At 68.4% G+C, this 18,863-nt stretch carries 15 protein-coding genes; 8 read left to right on the plus strand and 7 right to left on the minus strand.

Going from position 1 to position 18,863, the window contains the following annotated elements:
* Positions 1–4: 4 nt before the first annotated feature.
* A complete protein-coding gene (locus tag BM417_RS20335; protein WP_093596547.1) occupies positions 5–751 on the minus strand; it encodes an IclR family transcriptional regulator in 747 nt (248 codons plus the stop codon).
* On the minus strand, positions 752–1,717 hold the full coding sequence (locus BM417_RS20340) for a sugar kinase (protein WP_093596550.1): 966 nt from the start codon (positions 1,715–1,717) through the stop codon (positions 752–754).
* A 97-nt stretch (positions 1,718–1,814) separates the two neighbouring features.
* On the opposite strand from BM417_RS20340, the gene BM417_RS20345 reads away from it, so the two are divergent.
* From BM417_RS20345 to BM417_RS20360, 4 genes are all read left to right on the plus strand, one after another.
* Positions 1,815–3,095 carry an amino acid deaminase gene (locus BM417_RS20345; RefSeq protein WP_245822035.1) on the plus strand — a complete coding sequence of 427 codons (1,281 nt, stop codon included), beginning with the start codon at positions 1,815–1,817 and terminating at the stop codon, positions 3,093–3,095.
* A gap of 13 nt (positions 3,096–3,108) precedes the next feature.
* Positions 3,109–4,692: an N-acyl-D-amino-acid deacylase family protein gene (locus tag BM417_RS20350; RefSeq protein WP_093596556.1), complete on the plus strand. Its 1,584-nt coding sequence runs from the start codon at positions 3,109–3,111 to the stop codon at positions 4,690–4,692.
* Positions 4,689–6,086, plus strand: a complete 1,398-nt coding sequence (locus BM417_RS20355) for a GntP family permease (RefSeq protein ID WP_093596558.1) — start codon at positions 4,689–4,691, stop codon at positions 6,084–6,086. The genes BM417_RS20350 and BM417_RS20355 overlap by 4 nt, the downstream gene beginning before the upstream one ends.
* Positions 6,087–6,184: 98 nt before the next feature.
* A complete protein-coding gene (locus BM417_RS20360) occupies positions 6,185–8,275 on the plus strand; it encodes an alpha-galactosidase (RefSeq protein WP_093596561.1) in 2,091 nt (696 codons plus the stop codon).
* A gap of 48 nt (positions 8,276–8,323) precedes the next feature.
* Here the strand turns inward: BM417_RS20360 and BM417_RS20365 are convergent, their stop codons facing one another.
* Complete coding sequence (locus BM417_RS20365) at positions 8,324–9,487, minus strand: hypothetical protein (RefSeq protein WP_093596564.1); 1,164 nt, start codon at positions 9,485–9,487, stop codon at positions 8,324–8,326.
* Positions 9,488–9,556: 69 nt separating this feature from the next.
* On the minus strand, positions 9,557–10,717 hold the full coding sequence (locus BM417_RS20370; RefSeq protein ID WP_093596566.1) for an FAD-dependent oxidoreductase: 1,161 nt from the start codon (positions 10,715–10,717) through the stop codon (positions 9,557–9,559).
* A gap of 75 nt (positions 10,718–10,792) precedes the next feature.
* Here BM417_RS20370 and BM417_RS20375 point away from each other — a divergent pair, with 75 nt between their 5' ends.
* Genes BM417_RS20375 through BM417_RS20390 form a run of 4 tightly spaced genes read left to right on the plus strand, consistent with a single transcriptional unit; the run spans position 10,793 to position 15,058 of the window.
* Positions 10,793–11,389, plus strand: coding sequence for a TetR/AcrR family transcriptional regulator (locus BM417_RS20375; protein WP_093596569.1), 597 nt, complete (start codon positions 10,793–10,795; stop codon positions 11,387–11,389).
* Between the two features lie 34 nt (positions 11,390–11,423).
* Positions 11,424–12,674 (plus strand): hypothetical protein, encoded by a 1,251-nt coding sequence (locus BM417_RS20380; RefSeq protein WP_093596572.1) that lies wholly within the window; start codon positions 11,424–11,426, stop codon positions 12,672–12,674.
* Positions 12,671–13,861, plus strand: a complete 1,191-nt coding sequence (locus tag BM417_RS20385) for a hypothetical protein (protein ID WP_093596575.1) — start codon at positions 12,671–12,673, stop codon at positions 13,859–13,861. The genes BM417_RS20380 and BM417_RS20385 overlap by 4 nt, the downstream gene beginning before the upstream one ends.
* A 9-nt stretch (positions 13,862–13,870) precedes the next feature.
* The gene (locus BM417_RS20390) at positions 13,871–15,058 is read left to right on the plus strand and encodes a vWA domain-containing protein (protein WP_093596578.1); all 1,188 of its coding nucleotides are present in this window, start codon (positions 13,871–13,873) and stop codon (positions 15,056–15,058) included.
* Here the strand turns inward: BM417_RS20390 and BM417_RS20395 are convergent.
* The 3 genes from BM417_RS20395 to uvrA form a co-directional block, all read right to left on the minus strand.
* Positions 15,055–15,519, minus strand: a complete 465-nt coding sequence (locus BM417_RS20395; protein ID WP_093597892.1) for an SRPBCC family protein — start codon at positions 15,517–15,519, stop codon at positions 15,055–15,057. The genes BM417_RS20390 and BM417_RS20395 overlap by 4 nt on opposite strands.
* A gap of 142 nt (positions 15,520–15,661) precedes the next feature.
* Positions 15,662–15,844, minus strand: coding sequence for a hypothetical protein (locus BM417_RS20400; RefSeq protein WP_143138724.1), 183 nt, complete (start codon positions 15,842–15,844; stop codon positions 15,662–15,664).
* A complete protein-coding gene (gene uvrA / locus BM417_RS20405; RefSeq protein WP_093596583.1) occupies positions 15,844–18,723 on the minus strand; it encodes an excinuclease ABC subunit UvrA in 2,880 nt (959 codons plus the stop codon). Before uvrA ends, BM417_RS20400 begins: the two co-directional genes overlap by 1 nt.
* Between the last annotated feature and the right edge of the window lie 140 nt (positions 18,724–18,863).

Raw genomic sequence — 18,863 nt, forward strand, 5'->3', positions numbered from 1 at the left:
CCCCTTATCTTGGAACATAACCGCATTCGGCTGATGCAGCTTCGGCGGTGGCGAGCAGGTCTGGCAGGTGGGACAGCAGGCCGTCGAAGTCGAGCAGCACCTTCGGCACGGACATCGACACGGCCGCGAGCACCTCGCCGCGCGCGCCCCTGATCGGGGCGGCGATGCAGTGGATGAAGTCCTCGTGCTCGGAGTTGTCGACCGCGTACCCGTTGGCGCGCACCCGTTCCAGCTCGGCCAGGTAGGCGGCCGGGCCGGTGATGGTGTTCGCGGTCAGGCGCGGGAACTCCATGCCTGCCAGCACCTTCTGCAACGCCGGCGCGGGCAGGTCGGCCAGCAGGATCTTCGCCACGGCCGTGCAGTGCAACGGCGCGCGGCGGCCGATGCGCGAGTACATGCGCATCTGGTGCCGGGACTCGTACTTGTCGATGTAGATCACCTCACCGTCCTCGTAGGACGCGAGGTGGACGGTGTGGCCGAGGCGGGAGTTGAGGTCGCGCAACGCGGCCTCGGAGGCGCGACGGACGTCGCGTTCCTCCAGCGCGAGGTTCGCGAGGTCGAAGAGCGCGGTGCCGAGGCGGTAGTGGTGCACGCCGTCGCGCTGCACGAACCGGTGCGACTCCAGCGTGCGCAGCAACCGCAGCGTCGTCGACTTGTGCACGCCGATCACGCCGGACAGCTCGTCCAGCGTCTTCGGGCCCGTCGCGAGCTGGTTCACCAGCGTGAGCGCGCGGTCGAGGCTCTGGCTCATTCACACCTCCAGGCGGGCGGACGCCCACGTCTGCGAATCGGCGTGCAGCAGCGGATCTGTCACGTCGTCCGGCAAAGGATCTCCGACGTCCTCGGCGGTGAGCAAAGCGGAGGCCGCCTGCAGGTGCCCGGCACGCAGCCGGACCGACGGGGTCTGTCCCGCCAGGGTGGCCGCGAGGAAGCCCGCCGCGAACGCGTCGCCCGCGCCGACCGGCTCCACGACCTCGACCTTCAGCGCCGGTTCGAAGTGCGACGAACCGCCTTCCAGCAGCGTCGCGCCGTCGGCGCCCTGCTTGACCACCAGCGACGCCGGGCCGGGCAGCAGCTGCCGCAACCGCGAGGGATCGCCCGTGCCCCAGACCAGTTCGGCCTCGTCGGAGCCGGCCAGCACGACGTCCGCCAGGTCCGCGAGCTCCCGCAGCACGCGCGGGTCGCGGTCGGCCCACAGCGCGGGGCGCCAGTTCAGGTCGAACGAGATCCGGTACCCGTGCCGCGGCCGCCGCAGCAGCTCACGCATCAGCGCGAGGCACGAGTCGGACAGGGCGGGCGTGATCCCGCTGAGGTGCACCAGCTTCACCTCGTCGAGGCCGAGCCGGTCGATCATCTCCAGCCCCATGCCCGACGCCGCCGAACCGCGCCGGTAGTAGCGCACCGGGCTGCCGTGCGGTGAGGCCTCCTTGACGTAGAGACCGGTCGGGCGAGTCTGGTCGATCAGCACCCCGGACACGTCGACACCGAAGCCGCCCACCGTGTCGAGCACCGCCAGCCCGAACGAGTCGTCGCCGACCGCGCTGACCCAGGAAGACCGCACGCCGAGGCGGGTCAGGTGCATGGCGACGTTGGACTCGGCGCCACCGACGGCCCGGTGCCAGGTGCGCACCAGATGCACGGGACCGGGTTCAGCCGGAACCATCATCACCATGGTCTCGCCGAGACACACGACACCGCCGACGTGTTCGAACCGCATGCGTGCTCCAGAGGTGTTCGTTGACGGCGGCGAGTACGAATGCTACACAACTCAGCATCACATCGCGCAATGGGAGTTGCAAAATATGCAACATCTGATGGAGATGGACCTTTCGGCCGTCGCGGACATCAGGTCGGAACAGGTCAGCTGGCGCTTCAAGGGCCTGCCGTCGAGCACGTTCGGTGCGACCATCGGCGAGGTCGCCGACCGGCGGCTCGACCTGTTCGCCGACGAGTTCGTCGGGCCGCTCGTCGTGCTGGACGCGGACGCGTTGACGCACAACCTGACGACGATGTCCAAGTGGTGTGACAACCACGGCGTCAAGCTGGCACCGCACGGCAAGACAACGATGGCGCCGCAGCTGTTCCAGCGGCAGATCGAGCACGGCGTCTGGGGCCTCACCGCGGCCAACGCGTCGCAGCTGCGGGTCTACCGGGCGTTCGGCGTGAGCAGGATCCTGCTGGCGAACCAGCTGCTCGATCCAGGCGCACTGCGCTGGCTGGTCGGCGAACTGGACCGGGATCCGGGCTTCGAGTTCAGCTGCTGGGCCGACTCCGAGGCCGGGGTCGCGCTGATGAGCGAGACGCTGCAGGAGCTTCAGCCGGGACGGCCGGTCGACGTGATCGTCGAGCTCGGCGCGCCCGGAGGCCGAACGGGCGCGCGCGACCTGGAGACGGCACTGGCCGTCGCACGGGCCGTGGACCAGAGCCCGGTGCTGCGGCTGGTCGGCGCGGGTGGCTACGAGGGCGCGCTGGCGCACGACGCCTCCGAGTCGTCGCAGTCCGTTGTGGACGGTTACCTCGACGACCTGCGCACGCTCGTGCTGCGGCTGGCCGACGCCGGACTGCTCGACGAGCTGGACTCGGTCATCGTCACCGCCGGCGGCAGCGCCTACTTCGACCAGGTGGCGGCGACGCTGGCCAAGCCGTGGCCGGTGCCGGTGACCCCGGTGCTGCGCAGCGGCGCGTACATCACGCACGACGACGGCTTCTACCGCGGGATCTCGCCGTTCTCGCGCATCGAGGGCGTCGAGCCGTTCAAGAGCGCCCTCCGCGCGTGGGCCCAGGTGACGTCACGGCCGCAACGCGACCTGGCGTTGCTGACGATCGGCAAGCGTGACGCGTCGTTCGACGAGGGCCTGCCGGAGCCTCAGCTCGTGCGTCGCGGTGACGGCGCGATCGCCCCGCTGACCCAGGCGCGCGTCACCGCTCTGAACGACCAGCACGCGTTCCTGTCCCTGGGGCCCGAGTCCGCGGTCCGCGTCGGCGACTGGATCGGGCTCGGTCTCTCACACCCCTGCACGGTGTTCGACAAGTGGCAGCTCATCCCGGTCGTGCAGGGCACGACCGTGGTCGACCTGATCCGCACCTACTTCTAGAAGGAGTGCACCGATGGACGACGTCGTTCTGCGCGGACCGCTGATCGCCGACGGCACGGGCGCGTCCGCCTATCGAGCGGATGTGGGGATCAAGGACGGCGTCATCTCGTCCATCGGTGAGTCGATCTCCGCCACCAGGTCGATCGACGCGGACGGGCTGGTGCTCGCGCCGGGGTTCATCGACATGCACTCGCACTCGGACCTGCGGATCCTCGCCGAGCCGGACCACCTGGCGAAGGTCTCGCAGGGCGTCACGACCGAGGTGCTCGGCCAGGACGGACTGTCGTACGCGCCGGTGAACGACGAGGTGCTGGCCACGCTCCGGGGCCAGCTCGCCGGCTGGAACGACGACCCGCCGGGCTTCGACTGGAACTGGCGCTCGGTCGGCCAGTACCTCGACCGGCTCGACCAGGGCATCGCGGTGAACGCCGCCTACCTGGTGCCGCAGGGGACGCTGCGGATGCTGGCCGTGGGCTGGGAGGACCGGCCCGCGACCGACGCCGAAATGCTCGTCATGAAGAACAAGCTGGCGAAGTCGTTGGTGGAGGGCGCTTTCGGCATGTCGTCCGGGCTCACCTACACGCCCGGCATGTACGCGGACACGTCCGAGCTGGTGCAGCTGTGCGAGGTCGTCGGGAACTACGGCGGCTTCTACAGCCCGCACCACCGCAGCTACGGCGCCGGCGCGCTGGAGGCGTACGCCGAGATGGTGGACGTCTCGAAGCGCTCCGGCTGCCCGCTGCACCTCGCGCACGCCACGATGAACTTCCCGGTGAACAAGGGCAAAGCGCCCGAACTGCTGGCACTGCTGGACGACGCGATCGCCGGTGGCGCCGACATCTCGCTGGACACCTACCCGTACCTGCCGGGCGCGACCTATCTCTCCGCGTTGCTGCCGTCGTGGGCGACGGAGGGCGGGCCGGACAGCGCGCTGGCAAGGTTGTCCGATGTGGACACCCGTGAGCGCATCCGCGAGGAGATCGAGGAGACCGGCTCGGACGGCTGCCACGGCGTGCCGGTCGACTGGGACTCCATCGAGATCAACGGCGTCCGCAACGACCGCAACGCGCACCTGGTCGGCGCCAGCGTGTACGCCTCCGCGCTGCGGCTCGGACGCGCTCCCGCCGACCTGTACTTCGACGTGCTGGTCGACGAACGCATGGGTACCTCCTGCCTCATGCACGTGGGCCACGAGGAGAACGTGCAGGCGATCATGAAGCATCCGGCGCACACCGGCGGCAGCGACGGGCTGCTCGTAGGTGACCGGCCGCACCCGCGCGCGTGGGGCACGTTCCCCCGTTACTTCGCGCGCTATGTCCGCGAACTGGGCGTGCTGAGCCTGGAGGAGTGCGTGGAGCACCTCACCGGCCGTGCCGCCAAACGTTTGCGGCTCACCGACCGGGGTCTGGTCCGCGAGGGCTACGCGGCCGACCTCGTGCTGTTCGACGCCTCGACGATCGCCGACACGGCGACGTTCGACGAGCCTCGGCAGCAGGCCGCCGGCATCCCGTACGTGTTCTGCAACGGGGTGACGGTGATCGACGACGGAACCGCCACCGGCTCATTGCCAGGCCATTCACTCAGGAGCCGCCCGTGATCGACTGGTTGCAACACTCAACAGGGGGCCTGCTCACCCTCGCGGTAGTCAGCATCGCGGTGCTGCTGCTACTGATCATCAAGTTCAAGGTCGAGCCGTTCATCGCGCTGATCGTCGTCGCATTGCTGGTCGCCCTCTTGGCGGGCGTGCCGGTGGAGACACTGGTCGGGTCGGCGCAGAAGGCCTCGGACTCGTTGCTGGAGAAGGGCTTCGGCTCCATCCTCGGGCACATCGCCGCGATCATCGGCCTCGGCACGCTGCTGGGCGCGATCCTCGAGGCGTCCGGCGGCGCGCAGGTGCTGATGGACAAGCTGATGAACGCGTTCGGCGAGAAGAAGGCGCCGGTCGCCATCGGTCTCGCGGGCCTGATCTTCGGTGTGCCGGTCTTCTTCGACATCGGCATCTTCGTGCTGGCACCGCTGGTCTACGTGGCGGCCAAGCGCAGCGGCAAGTCGATCGTGCTGTTCAGCATGCCTTTGCTGGCAGGCCTTTCGGTCATGCACGCGTTCATGCCACCGCACCCCGGACCGGTGGCGGCGGCCGGTCTGCTGGGCGTGTCGCTCGGCTGGATCATCATCATGGGTCTCGCGGTGGCGCTCCCGTCGTGGTTCGTCGGCGGTGTCCTGTACTCGTACTGGATCGGCAAGCGCATCAACGTGCCGGTGCCGGAGGAGATGCTGGCGGCGGCGGAAGCGGCCCGTGAGGACAACGGTGATCGCGAACCGCCGTCGCTCGGCCTGGTGCTCTCGATCATCGGCCTGCCGCTGGTGCTGATCCTCGCCGGCACGTTCGGCTCGATCCTGCTGACCAAGGGCACGCGCCTGTACTCGGTGGCGACGTTCTTCGGCACGCCCGCGGTGGCGTTGACGATCTCGGTGCTGCTCGCGTTCTGGCTGCTGGGTTTCCGGCGCGGCATGACGCGGGAGAAGGTCGCGGAACTGTCCGGCGCCTCGTTGAAGCCGGTCGCGATGATCCTGCTCGTGGTCGGTGCCGGTGGCTTCTTCGGCGCCGTGCTGGCCGCGACGGGCATCGGCAAGACGCTGGCGAACGAGCTGTCGGGCATCGGCCTGCCGGTGATCGCGCTGGCGTACGTGATCAGCTGCGTCATCCGCGTCGCGCAGGGTTCGGCGACGGTCGCGATCGTGACGACCGCGGGCATCGTGGCGCCGGTGCTGGCGGACCTGAACTACTCGCAGCCGCAGCTCGCGCTGGTCGTCATGGCCATCGCGTCCGGTTCGATCATCGCCTCGCACGTCAACGACGGCGGGTTCTGGATCGTGTCGCGGTACTTCGGCCTGTCGGTCAAGGAGACGCTGCAGTCGTGGACGGTCCTCGAGACCATCCTGTCGGTGGTCGGTTTCGTGGTCGCCGCGCTGCTCAGCCTGGTCGTCTAAACGGACACAACTCAACAATCCCCAACGCTTGACAACACCCCGCCCGCGTCTGAGGATCGGCGCAATGTTCATTTGTGTTTGATGTGGACGGGGCCCGCATGAGCAACACGGAGGTCGTGCACCTGCACGACGACACCTCCAGCGTCGTCATCACCCTCGCGGGCGCGAGCCTGCCGGTCGTGGCGCACTGGGGGCGAACGCTCGGAGACGTCGACCAGGCCGCGCTACGTGGCCTGGTCGACGCCGTGTCGTGGACCAACCCGAACAACGCGCCGGACAACCCGGTCCCGCTCGCGTTGCTGCCCGAAGCCGGTGCCGGGTACGTCGGCCGGCCAGGCCTGCGCGGCCACCGCGGCGGTGAGCACTTCGCCCCGGCGCTGGCCGTCACGTCGTTCTCCGGGGAGGACGACTCGATCTTCCGCTACGTCGCCTCGGACGAGGCCGCCGAGCTGACCGTGACCGGCACCGTCGAACTGCTGCCGTCCGGCATGCTCCGTCTCCGGCACGTCGTCCGCAACGACGGCACGACGCCGTATTCGTTGGAGGGCCTGGAAACCGCGCTCCCCGTCCCCTCGCACGCCGCCGAACTGCTCGACTTCACCGGTCGTTGGAGCCGCGAGCGTGCGCCGCAGCGGCAGACGTTCAACTACGGCTCGTGGGTGCGCGAGAACCGTCGCGGCCGCACAGGGCACGACGCGACCATCGGGTTGCTGGCCGGCACGCCGGGGTTCTCGTTCCGCGACGGCGAGGTGTGGGCGCTGCACGTGGCGTGGAGCGGCAACCACGTGACGTACGCGGAGAACCTCGTCGACGGCTTGCCCGTCCTGGGCGGCGGCGAACTGCTGCTGCCGGGTGAGATCACGCTGGCGCCGGGCCAGGAGTACGAGTCGCCATGGCTCTACGCGGCGTACTCGTCCGCCGGCATCGACGGCATCAGCGCCGCGTTCCACCGGCAGTTGCGGGAGCGTTCGCTGCGTCCGCGCCCGGTCGTGCTCAACACGTGGGAGGCCGTCTACTTCGACCACGACCTCGCGCGGCTGACCTCGCTGGCCGACACCGCCGCCGCCATCGGCGTCGAGCGGTTCGTGCTGGACGACGGCTGGTTCCGGCACCGCCGCGACGACTCCGCCGGGCTGGGCGACTGGTACGTCGACGAGACCGTGTGGCCGGACGGGCTGACGCCGTTGATCAAGCACGTGCGCGCGCTCGGCATGGAGTTCGGCCTCTGGTTCGAGCCGGAGATGATCAACACGGACTCGGACCTCTACCGCGCTCACCCGGACTGGGTGCTCGGACCGCGTCCCGGCGTGCTGCCGCCGCCGTCGCGCAACCAGCAGGTGCTGAACATCGCGCACCCCGAGGCGCACGCGTACATCCTCGACCGCGTCTCGTCGGTGTTGTCGGACAACGACATCGCGTTCGTGAAGTGGGACCACAACCGCGACCTGATCGGCTCGCGCGTGCACGAGCAGACCGCCGCGTTCTACCGGCTCCTCGAAGAACTGCGGCTCCGGCACCCGCACGTGGAGATCGAGAGCTGCTCGTCCGGCGGCGGGCGGATCGACCTCGGCGTGCTCTCGCACACCGACCGCGTGTGGACGTCGGACTGCAACGACGCCCTGGAACGCCAGCTGATCCAGCGGTGGACCGGCGTGTTCCTGCCGCCGGAGCTGATGGGCGCGCACGTCGGTCCCACGAAGTCGCACACCACCGGACGCGTGCACGACCTGTCGTTCCGCGTGGCCGCGGCGCTGTTCGGGCACTTCGGGATCGAGTGGGACATCAACTCGGCCACCGACGAGGAACGCGCCGGGTTGCAGGCCGCGATCGAGTACTACAAGGACGTGCGGGCGTTAGTGCACAGCGGCGTCACCGTGCACTCCGACCACCCGGACGACGCGGCCTGGGTGCACGGAATCGTTGCCGCCGACCAGTCCGAGGCCTTGTTCGGGTACGTGCAGCTCGCGACCTCGGTGCAGAACAAACCGCGACGGGTGCGACTGCCCGGACTCGATCCGGCGCGGACGTACCGGCTGTCGTTCGACGCTCCGGCGGGACGGCCCAGGCTGATCCAGCGGCTGCCCGCGGACTGGAAGTCCGTGGAACTGCCCGGTTCCGTGCTGTCGGAGGTCGGAATCCAGCTGCCGGTGCTCGAACCGGAGCAGGCACTTCTGGTGCGCCTCAAGTGAAAAGAGCCCCGGCGGGATGCTTCCCGCCGGGGCTCTTCCTCTCCCCTGTTACTGGCCGGCGCGACTTCCGTCGGCCTTGGTCGCCCACCACTTTCCGCCAACGCCCTGCCCGTTGGCTTCACCGCAGACCTTGTCCCCTGCGAACAGGTACTGCGGCGACCCCGCGATGGTGAGCTGTTTCTTTCCGTCCCGCTCGATCGTTCCCACGAGTGCGGCGTCCACGCCCTGCACCTGGAAGCCCTCGCTGACGAAGGCGGGCGGCCATTGCACCGCGCAGTCGCCGGAGCAGGTGCTCGTCGGCGGTTCCGCGGAGTCGTTGTCGAACCGGTAGAGCGTCATGCCGTCCTTGTCGGTGGCGACGACGCCGAGATCCGCGACGGTCGCGCTGGTCAACGCGATCGCCTTGTTCTGCTGGGCCTTCTTGCCGTCGGTGGCGGTGGCGAACCACTTCGGCACCGTGACACCCTTGGCCTCACCGGGCTTGCTGTCGTTCTTGAACGTGTACTGCGGCCAGTTCGCGACCGTGAGCTGCTTCTTGCCGTCCTTGCGGGTGACGGTGCCGAGCAGCGCCGGATCGACGCCCTTGACGCGCGGCGTCTCGCCCTCCACCAGCACCGGCGGCCAGGTCTCGGCGCAGCCACCCTCGCAGGTGGACGTCGGAGGCTGGGCCGTGTCGCCGTCGAAGCGGTAGAGCGTGAGGCCGGTGTTGTTGGTCAGCACCGCTCCCAGCCCGGTGATGACACCCGTCCGCGCGGCGAGCTGGGTGCGGGCGCCGTCCTTGCCGGTGGCGAACCACTTGCCCTGCAGGCCCTGGCCCTTGGTCTCACCGGGCTTGGTGTCCTTGGCGAACCGGTACTGCGGCATGCCGTCGACGGTGATCTGGCGGCTGCCGTCCTTGCGGACGATGCTGCTGACCAGGTTCCTCTCGACGCCGGTCACGCCGAAGTTCTCGTCGGCGACGGTCGCCGGCGGCCACGCGGCGGCGCACTCACCGTCGCAAGTGGACTCCCCCGGCTTGTCGCCGTCGAACCGGTAGAGGGTGAACCCCTCGACGTCGGTGACCACCGGCCCGAGGTCCGCGTTCTCGGCGACGTTCAGCGCCACCACGCTCTCCTGCTGCTGCGCCACCGGCTTGCTCTCCGGCGTCCCCGCGCAGGCGGTCAGCGAGATCAACCCCAACGCGACGACCGCAACGCTCTTGCGGATCATCATGAACCTCCTGGCTAGTGCCACCCAACGCCCCTCACACGCAGAGCGAGCCAGAACGGTTCAAACTGTTTTTCAGAACATCGCGCGCTTCAGCGCGGGCACGGCGCTCGCGGTCCTGAGCACGGTCTTGAAGATGGTCCGCGCGACCGGGCCGCCGTCGGCGAACTGGCGGGCGGCCTTGAGCGAGTCGCGAACGGCCGCGAACCCGTAGTCGTACATCTCCTTCTCGTACCGGGCGATCGCGTCGCCGCCGTCAGCGATGCACCTCGCGAGCAGCTGTGCGTCCCTGAGCGCGATGTTCGCTCCGACGCCTCTCATCGGCGTCATCGCGTGGATGGCGTCGCCGAGCAACGTGACGTTCGTCGGCTGCCAGCGTTCGATCGGCCTGGACGACCGGATGCGCCATTCGCTGATGGTCTCCGCGGGCGAGGCCGCCACGATCCGGTTTAGCTCGGGGCTCCACCGCGAGATCCGGCCGAGCACCTCCCGCCGGAGATTCTGTCCATCGTGGACGGTCAGGTCGGCGGCCGCGTAGGCCCACATCAGGTAGGGACGCACGTTGTCGAACAACGGATCGTCCTCGTTGTCGGTCACACCAAGCCCGTCGTGCACGACCAGGAACATGCCCGCTCTGCTCGTCGGGATGATCGAGTTGGCCCTGACGACGAGCTCCCGCGGCACCCAGTCGTTGTCGTCGAGGTACAGCTTCCCCGCGATCGCCGTGACCCCGATCTTCTCCGTGCCCGCGTGCGGCAGGTACTGCTCGCGCACCCGTGACCGGATCCCGTCCGCGCCGACCAGCACGTCGCAGCTCGCGGTCGTGCCGTCGTCGAAGTGCAGCGTGATGTCGTCACCCTGCTCGTAGCGCTCGAACCGCTTGCCGAACCGCACGTCCAGCCCGTCGAGCAACACCTGCCGGAGCGTGATCCGGCTGGCCGAGTAGTGCTTCTCCTCGTCCGGGTCGAGCACGAGCAGCGGCTTCAGCTGTTCGGTCAGGAAGCCGAACCCGTTCTCGCTGGAGCCCGCACTCCGTTCGAACCTCTCCCAGTTCGCCGCGGGTAAGCACTCCCGCAGCGCAGCGGCACCGTCCGGGTTGATGTGCACCCGGTACCCCTGCAGGCGGTCCGTGCGCGAGAGATCGCGCTCGTACACCGCCACGTCCACGCCGGCCTTGCGCAACCCGTGCGCCAGGCACAGCCCGCCGATTCCCCCACCGATCACTGCGATCCTCATGTCACCGAGTTTCAACCGCTTGGTTGATTAAGTCAACCCATTGGTTGAAAACGGCCCGTCGGCTACCGTGTCGCCGTGGATCAACGCCGCTCTCCCAGCGCCTCGGAACGCAAACGGGACCCGGAACGCACGCGGGCCCTGCTCCTGGAAGCGGCCGCGGCGGAGTTCGGCGCGAAGGGTTACGCGGCCACGCGCACCACGGACATCGCGGCGCGGGCCGGCGTGAACAAGCAGCTGATCTCGTACTACTTCGGCGGCAAGGAGGGCCTGTACAAGGAGCTCGCCACGAGCTGGCACGGTACCGCCGCCGAGATGGCCAGTCCGGAACAGCCACTGGACACCGTGCTGGCGGGTTTCGTGCACACCACGCTCACCGACCACGGACGCCTGTGGGCCTGGTCGAACCTGGCGGACGACAGCCCGCCCACCGACGAGGCGTTCCTGCGCGCCCAGGTCGAGCAGATGCGCGAGCGCCAGAACGCCGGCGAACTGCCCGCGGACCTCGACCCGGGATTCCTGCTGCTGGCACTGATGGCGGCCGCCTCCGCACCGCTGACCCTGCGGCACACCGCGCGCCAGATCACCGGCGAGGACCCCGCGACGCCGGAGTTCGCCACGAAGTACGCGGAGCAGCTGGCGTTGCTGGTGCGGCACCTGTCCGGCCGAACCTGACTTCTTTCGCGCCCAAACTCGCTACCGTTTTTCCATGGACGAGATCAGGCTGTCCGTCGACGCGACGAACGAGTTGTCGAAGGCGGCCTCCGAGGCGATCCAGAAGACGCACGAGGAACTCGAAGAGCCGGCCGCGGACCCCAAGTACACGGTGAACCTGGGCAACGCCAAGGGCGTCATCGTCGGGGACCACGCGCGGCAGTGGAACACGTTCTGGGAACTGCCGAAGAGCGTGCGGCGGCTGCTGATCGTGCTGCTCGCCGGCGTCCTGATCGCCGGCAGCACGTTCGCGGTGGTGCGGTGGGTCGTCCCGCTGTTCGCACCCGTCTACAAGACGACGTTCCTGATCGACGCCGCCGAGGGTGATCTGGCGAGCGTCACCGGTGCGTTGACGACCGTGGTCGGCAACTCGGGCGAGCGCGATTCCCAGTCGTTGCGCAGCTTCGGCGGCGAGTGCGGTTCGGACGAGAACACCACGCAGCTCGTCGGGTTCGGCACCGGCAACCGCCAGGAGATCGCCCAGGCCGCGCAGTCCGTGCGGCAGGGCTCGAAAGCCACGCTCCAGCGCGGAATCGTCGAGGCGGTCAGCGACTTCACCACCCCGTTCTCGCTGAACGCCAAGCAGGTCAACAGGATCATCGTCGTGACCAGGCACGGCAAGGACGCGTGCGATCCCGACGACGAGTTCGTCCAGTCCCAGATCCGGGACCGGGTCGCGGCGGCCGGGCTGTCGATCGAGTTCCGGTTCATCGGCTACCAGGTCAGCGACGGCGGCGACGAGCTGACGAAGCTGGCCACACAGCTCAAGCAGCAGGAGCCGACGTTCACGGACTCGCCGGAGGAGCTGAAGCGCGTGCTCGAGTGGTTCACCACCATCGAGCCGGTGCTGCGGTCGTCGCAGTCCGTCGTCAACGTGCTGAACCCGACCGTGGACAAGCTCAACTCGGCGACCGAGGCGATCAAGAACGGCCGGTTCGACCTCGCCGACGCCGCGATGACCGAGGCTCGGGACGCCGTCGTCGACTTCGAGATCAAGGACCTCGACGGCCGCACCAGTTCGGCGGAAGCGGTGCGGTTGCGGGACATGGCGGTGCGGCTGCGCACGTTGCAGGCCTCGGTGATCGAGGCGGCGGAGCAGTTGCTCGACTCGGCTCGTTCGGGACGGAACCTGGCGGAACCGCTCGCCGTCTACTCCGAGGCCGCCGACGCGTACAACGCCGAGGCGGGGATCATGACGGACGAGCTCACGTCGCTGCGTGCGAAGGGCCCAGGGGGAACACGATGAAACGCTGGCCGTTGGCGGCAGGTGCCGTGGTTCTGGTGCTCGGGCTGGCGACCGGCGGGGCGTGGGTGTCCCTGACGCCCGATCACCGCACGACGTTCCTCGTCGACGCGTCCGAGTCGCCGGACTTCGGCGAGGTGGCGGACGCCGTCGGAGCCGCCGCGTCCAACATGTCCGCCGACGACTCGTTGGCACTGCGCCGTTTCGGCGGCACCTGTGCTTCTCCGGACACCTCGGAGCTGGTCACGCCCGGCACCGGGCAGGCCGCCGAGATCGCCGGCGCGGCGCGCGCGATCACACCCGGCGGCAAAGCGACTCTGCTCAGCGGCGTCCTCGCCGCGATCGACGACTTCGCGCGCAGCTACCCGTTCCGCGGCACTGTCACCAACCGGGTCGTCGTCATCGCGCGTGGCGGTGCCGACGCCTGCGGCAAGAGCGCCGACGAGGTCCGCAGGATCATCGACGAGCACACGGCGCGGGCGGGCGTGAAGATCGACTTCCGGTTCGTCGGCCACCGGCTCACCGCCGAACAGGTCAAGGTCCTCAACGAGATCGCGGCCGCAACCGACGCGCGGAAACCCCTTCTCACCAAGACTTCCGACGAGCTCGTCACCACGATGAAGGAGATCTCGGTCCCCGCGGACCTGATCGCCAAAGAGGTGAAGACAGCTCCGTGCGACGGCGTGACGCCCGAAACGCTCGCGGCGGCGCACCCGCTGGGAGCCGACGTGCGCTACTTCGACATCAAGTGCCAGCAGGACAAGTACGTTCTCGCGTCGGCGAACACCACCGCCCGCCTGGCCGACAACCTCCTGGTGCTGTTCGAACTCCAGGGCGACACGTGGCAGTACCAGAGCTCGGGCACGTCCCTGTCGTGCGGCTCGATTCCGCAGGAGGTCTGGAAGCAGTGGGAGATGCCGTGCGAGTTCGAGCCCGTCGTCTGCCGTGACGGCGAACAGAAGGTGACGGACCTCGACGGGGTCGGGTGTCCCGCGGCCATCGACATCGCGGACCGCTACTCGGCGGCAATCGGGGCACAGCAGGCACAGGGGCAGGGCTGGTTCTGGAGCTCGGGCGAGTGGTCGTGCGTCTGGCCGTACGAGGACGGCTACTCGCATGCCCAGACACCGCTGAAGTGCGTGCGGACAACGGACGACAAGGTCGTGCGGCTCGGCGACTACCAGCGGTGAGGTGACGAGATGAAACGCTGGCTGCTGGCGGGGATCGCGGTCGTGGCGGTGCTGGGGCTGGCCTTCGGCGGCGTCATGGTGCTCCTGACGCCCGATCACCGCACGACGTTCCTCGTCGACGCGTCCGAGTCTGCGGACTTCGGCGAGGTGGCGGACGCCGTCGGAGCCGCCGCGTCCAACATGTCCGCCGACGATTCGTTGGCACTGCGCCGCTTCGGCGGCACCTGCGACTCCCCCGACACCGCGGAACTGGTCACGCCGGCCACCGGACAGGCCGCCAGGGTCGGTGATGCGGCCCGCGCCATCACGCCCAGCGGCAAAGCGACTCTGCTCAGCGGCATCCTCGCCGCGATCGACGACTTCGCGCGCACCTACCCGTTCCGCGGCTCTGCGACCAACCGCGTCGTGGTCGTCGCCCGCGGTGGCGCCGACGCCTGCGGCAAGAGCGCCGACGACGTCCGCACGATCATCAACGAGCACACCGCGCGGGCAGGGGTGAAGATCGACTTCCGGTTCGTCGGCCACCGCCTCACCACCGAGCAGGTCAAGGTCCTCACCGAGATCGCCGCCGCCACCGACGCCCAGGAACCGCGCCTCACCAAGACCTCCGGTGAACTGGTCACCACGATGAAGGAGATCTCGGTCCCGGCGGACCTGGTGGCGCAGGAGGTGAAACCGCTCAAAGCCTGCGAGACGGTGACCCTGGAGGTGCTCCAGCCGCTGCACCCGGTGAAGGACGATCAGCAACGCCCCGCGCTCCTGACCGAGTTCGACTGTCAGCAGGACCGCTACGTGCTCGCTCAGGCGAAAATCGCCCCATCCATCCCCGGGGTCTCTTTTCCTGTCCTGTTCGAGTTCCGGGACCAGGCGTGGCACTTCGTGGACGCCGACTACGAGATGTCCTGCGGCGACGTGCCCCTGGAGGTGTGGAAGCAGTGGGGTGCGGGCTGCGTGCCCGACCCGATCGTCTGCCGCGAAGGCCAGGCGAGGGTGGCCGACGTGTCGGGGAGGGTGGGCTGCACCGCCGCCATCGAGGTGGCCGACCGCTACCAGGCCGCGGTCAACGCCGGTCAGACGGACGGGGAGAGCATGATCTGGATCTCCGGCGAGTGGGCCTGCTCACGGCAGGTGCTCGGGCCTCCACTGCAATGCACCCGCACGGACAACGGCGCGCAGGTCGAGATCGGCGCCCGTTAGGTCTCGCGGCTGGCCGCCTTGGCTTCGAGGACCTGCTTCAGGCCCTTGAAGCCGCCGCGCATCATCATGTCGTGGTTGCCACGGAAGAACGGCTTCGCGATGAACACCAGGCGTCGCAGCAACGCCTTGTTGACCACGACCTCCTGGTCGAACATCAGGTCCGTGCCGCCGTCACGGCCGGTGATCTCCCAGCTCGCATAGCCTTCGAGATCACCGGACAAGGTCGCACGCAGAAGTCCGGCCTGCTGGTTGCGGATGCTGTGCCTGACCTGCACGACCAGGTCGAACGGCAGGAACGAGCGACACCTGAGTTCGCCGGTCTCGTCGTCGATCTTCGTGGCTTTCCGGATCTCGGTCCACCACAGCGGGTAGTTCGCGATGTCGGACAGCACCTCGTACACATCAGCCGGGGACGCGTCGACGTGCCACACGCTGCGGAAGCGATAGCGGTTGAGTGACACGGCCGCCATCATCCCGGATACCTCGTCCGAGTGACAGATCCTCGACCAAACTCACACGCGACCGCGAACTCGCTGTGTGAATTCCTGGCGAGGTGTAATACGGCTCTAGTGAGACTCCAGCGTCTCACTAGGCCGACCGGGTTCACTTGTCGACTAGATGAGGAAGCCGTTCCAGGGTCCGCAACCAGCTGACAGTCGCGACGCGCCGGAGTGCCTGCTCCGACGAGTCGAGCGCCTCGATGAGGCTGAAGGGGTACGCCACGGGCTCCCCGCGCGACGCCTGAATGGCGCGCTCGCGGTAGGCCAGCGCATCGAGTGGAATCATCACCCTGCTGCTGACACCTCCTCGTTCTCGAGCACCTGCAGCAAGAACTGCCCCGTGTAGCTCTCCTTGACCTGCGAGACCTGCTCGGGTGTGCCCTCTGCTACGACCATACCGCCGCCGGAGCCCCCTTCGGGACCCATGTCGACGATCCAGTCGGACGTCTTGATGACGTCGAGGTTGTGCTCGATGACGATGACGCTGTTCCCCTTGTCCACCAAGCCGTTGATCACGCCCAGCAGCTTGCGGATGTCCTCGAAGTGCAGGCCCGTCGTCGGCTCGTCGAGGATGTAGACCGTCTTGCCCGTCGAGCGCTTCTGCAGCTCCGACGCGAGCTTCACGCGCTGCGCCTCACCACCGGACAGGGTCGGCGCCGGCTGACCCAGCCGCACGTAGCCCAGACCCACCTCGACGAGCGTGCGCAGGTGGCGGTAGATGGCGTTGATCGGCTCGAAGAACGTCGCCGCCTCCTCGATCGGCATGTCGAGGACTTCGGAGATCGTCTTGCCCTTGTAGTGCACTTCCAGCGTCTCGCGGTTGTACCGCGCGCCCTTGCAGACCTCACAGGGCACATAGACGTCCGGGAGGAAGTTCATCTCGATCTTGATCGTGCCGTCGCCCGCGCACGCCTCGCAGCGGCCGCCCTTGACGTTGAACGAGAAGCGGCCCGGCTGGTAGCCGCGGACCTTCGCCTCCGTGGTCGCCGCGAACAGCTTGCGGACGTGGTCGAACACGCCGGTGTAGGTGGCCGGGTTCGACCGCGGGGTGCGGCCGATCGGCGACTGGTCGACGCGCACCAGCTTGTCGACCTCGTTCAGGCCGTTGATCCGGGTGTGGCGGCCGGGCACCTGGCGGGCGCCGTTGAGCTTGTTCGCGAGGACGGTGGCCAGGATGTCGTTGACCAGCGTCGACTTGCCCGAACCGGACACACCGGTGACCGAGGTCAGCGTGCCGAGCGGGAACGACACGTCGATGCCGCGCAGGTTGTGCTCGCGCGCGCCGACGACCGTGAGCTGGCGCTTCTTGTCGATCTTGCGGCGCTTGGCCGGCATCGGGATCGACTTGCGGCCCGACAGGTAGGCGCCGGTGATCGACTCCTTGTTCGTGAGCAGCTTCTTGTACGGGCCGCTGTGCACGACCTTGCCGCCGTGCTCGCCGGCGCCGGGACCGATGTCGACCACCCAGTCCGACGAACGGATCGTGTCCTCGTCGTGCTCGACGACGATGAGGGTGTTGCCGAGGTTGCGCAGCCTCGTCAGCGTCTCGATCAGCCGGTGGTTGTCGCGCTGGTGCAGGCCGATCGACGGCTCGTCCAGCACGTACAGCACGCCGACCAGGCCCGAGCCGATCTGCGTGGCGAGCCGGATGCGCTGTGCCTCGCCGCCGGACAGGGTGCCGGACGCGCGGTCGAGCGAGAGGTAGTCGAGGCCGACGTCGAGCAGGAAGTGCAGGCGGGCCTGGATCTCCTTGAGCACCGCGCCCGCGATCATCGACTCGCGCTTGCCGAGCTTGAGGCCGTCGAGGAAGTCGGAGCACTCCGAGACGCTCATCGCACAGACCTCGGCGATGGACCTGTCGCCCTTTTTGCCGTGGTGCAGCGTGACCGCGAGGATCTCGGGCTTCAGCCGGGTACCGGAACACGAGGGGCACGGGACCTCGCGCATGTAGCCCTCGTACTTCTCCCGCATGTACTCGGACTCGGTCTGCTCCTGGCGCCGCTCGAGGAACGGGATGACGCCCTCGTAGTTGGCGTAGTAGGAGCGCTCACGGCCGTAGCGGTTCTTGTAGCGGACGTGCACCTGCTCGTCGATGCCGTGCAGGATCGCCTTCTGCGCCTTGGCCGGCAGGAGACGCCACTGCTGGTCCATCCGGAAGCCGATGGTCTCGCCGAGCGACTGGAGCAGCCGGATGAAGTACTCCGCGGTCTGCCCGCCGGCCCACGGCGCGATGGCACCGTCTTCGAGGCTCAGCTCGTCGTCCGGGACCACGAGCTCCGGGTCGACCTCCTTGCGCACGCCGATGCCCGTGCAGACCGTGCACGCGCCGTAGGGAGAGTTGAAGGAGAACGACCGCGGCTCCAGGTCCTCGATCGCGAGCGGGTGGCCGTTGGGGCACGCCAGGTTCTCGGAGAAGCCCCTGATCCGCTTCGGATCGGTCTCCGGGAGGTCGACGAACTCCAGCTCGACCAGGCCGTCGGCGAGCCGCAGCGCCGTCTCGACCGAGTCGGTGAGGCGCTGCTTGGACGAGGCCTTGACGCTCAGCCGGTCGATGACGACCGCGATGTGGTGCTTCTCCTGCTTCTTGAGCTTGGGCACCTCGGCGAGCGCGTGGACGACCCCGTCGACCTTCGCGCGCGAGTAGCCCTGCGTCTGCAGGTTCTGGAACAGGTCGACGTACTCGCCCTTGCGGCCGCGGATGACCGGCGCGAGCACCTGGAACTTGGTGCCCTGCTCCATCGCGAGCACCTGGTCGACGATCTCCTGCGGCGTCTGCTTGCCGATCGCCTCGCCGCACTGCGGGCAGTGCGGCTTGCCGGCGCGGGCGTAGAGCAGGCGCAGGTAGTCGTAGACCTCGGTGATCGTGCCGACGGTCGAGCGCGGGTTGCGGCTCGTGGACTTCTGGTCGATCGAGACCGCGGGCGAGAGGCCCTCGATGAAGTCGACGTCGGGTTTGTCCATCTGACCGAGGAACTGGCGCGCGTAGGCCGAGAGCGACTCGACGTAGCGGCGCTGGCCCTCGGCGAAGATCGTGTCGAAAGCCAGGCTCGACTTGCCGGAGCCGGACAGCCCCGTGAAGACGATCAGGCTGTCCCGCGGCAGGTCGATATCCACGCCGCGCAGGTTGTGCTCGCGGGCGCCGCGAACAACAAGACGGTCTGCCACTGGGGTCCCTTCGGCTGCGATTGGCGGGTCACTCACGCCACACTCTCCCGAACAAGCGTTCGAAGAGTACTAGCATCGTTCTGGAGGCTGCGACCGACCCGCCGACCATGCTAGGGCGCACCCCTGACAAAAACGGTTCT

It is taken from the genome of Lentzea waywayandensis (genome assembly GCF_900115955.1).
GTDB lineage: Bacteria > Actinomycetota > Actinomycetes > Mycobacteriales > Pseudonocardiaceae > Lentzea > Lentzea waywayandensis.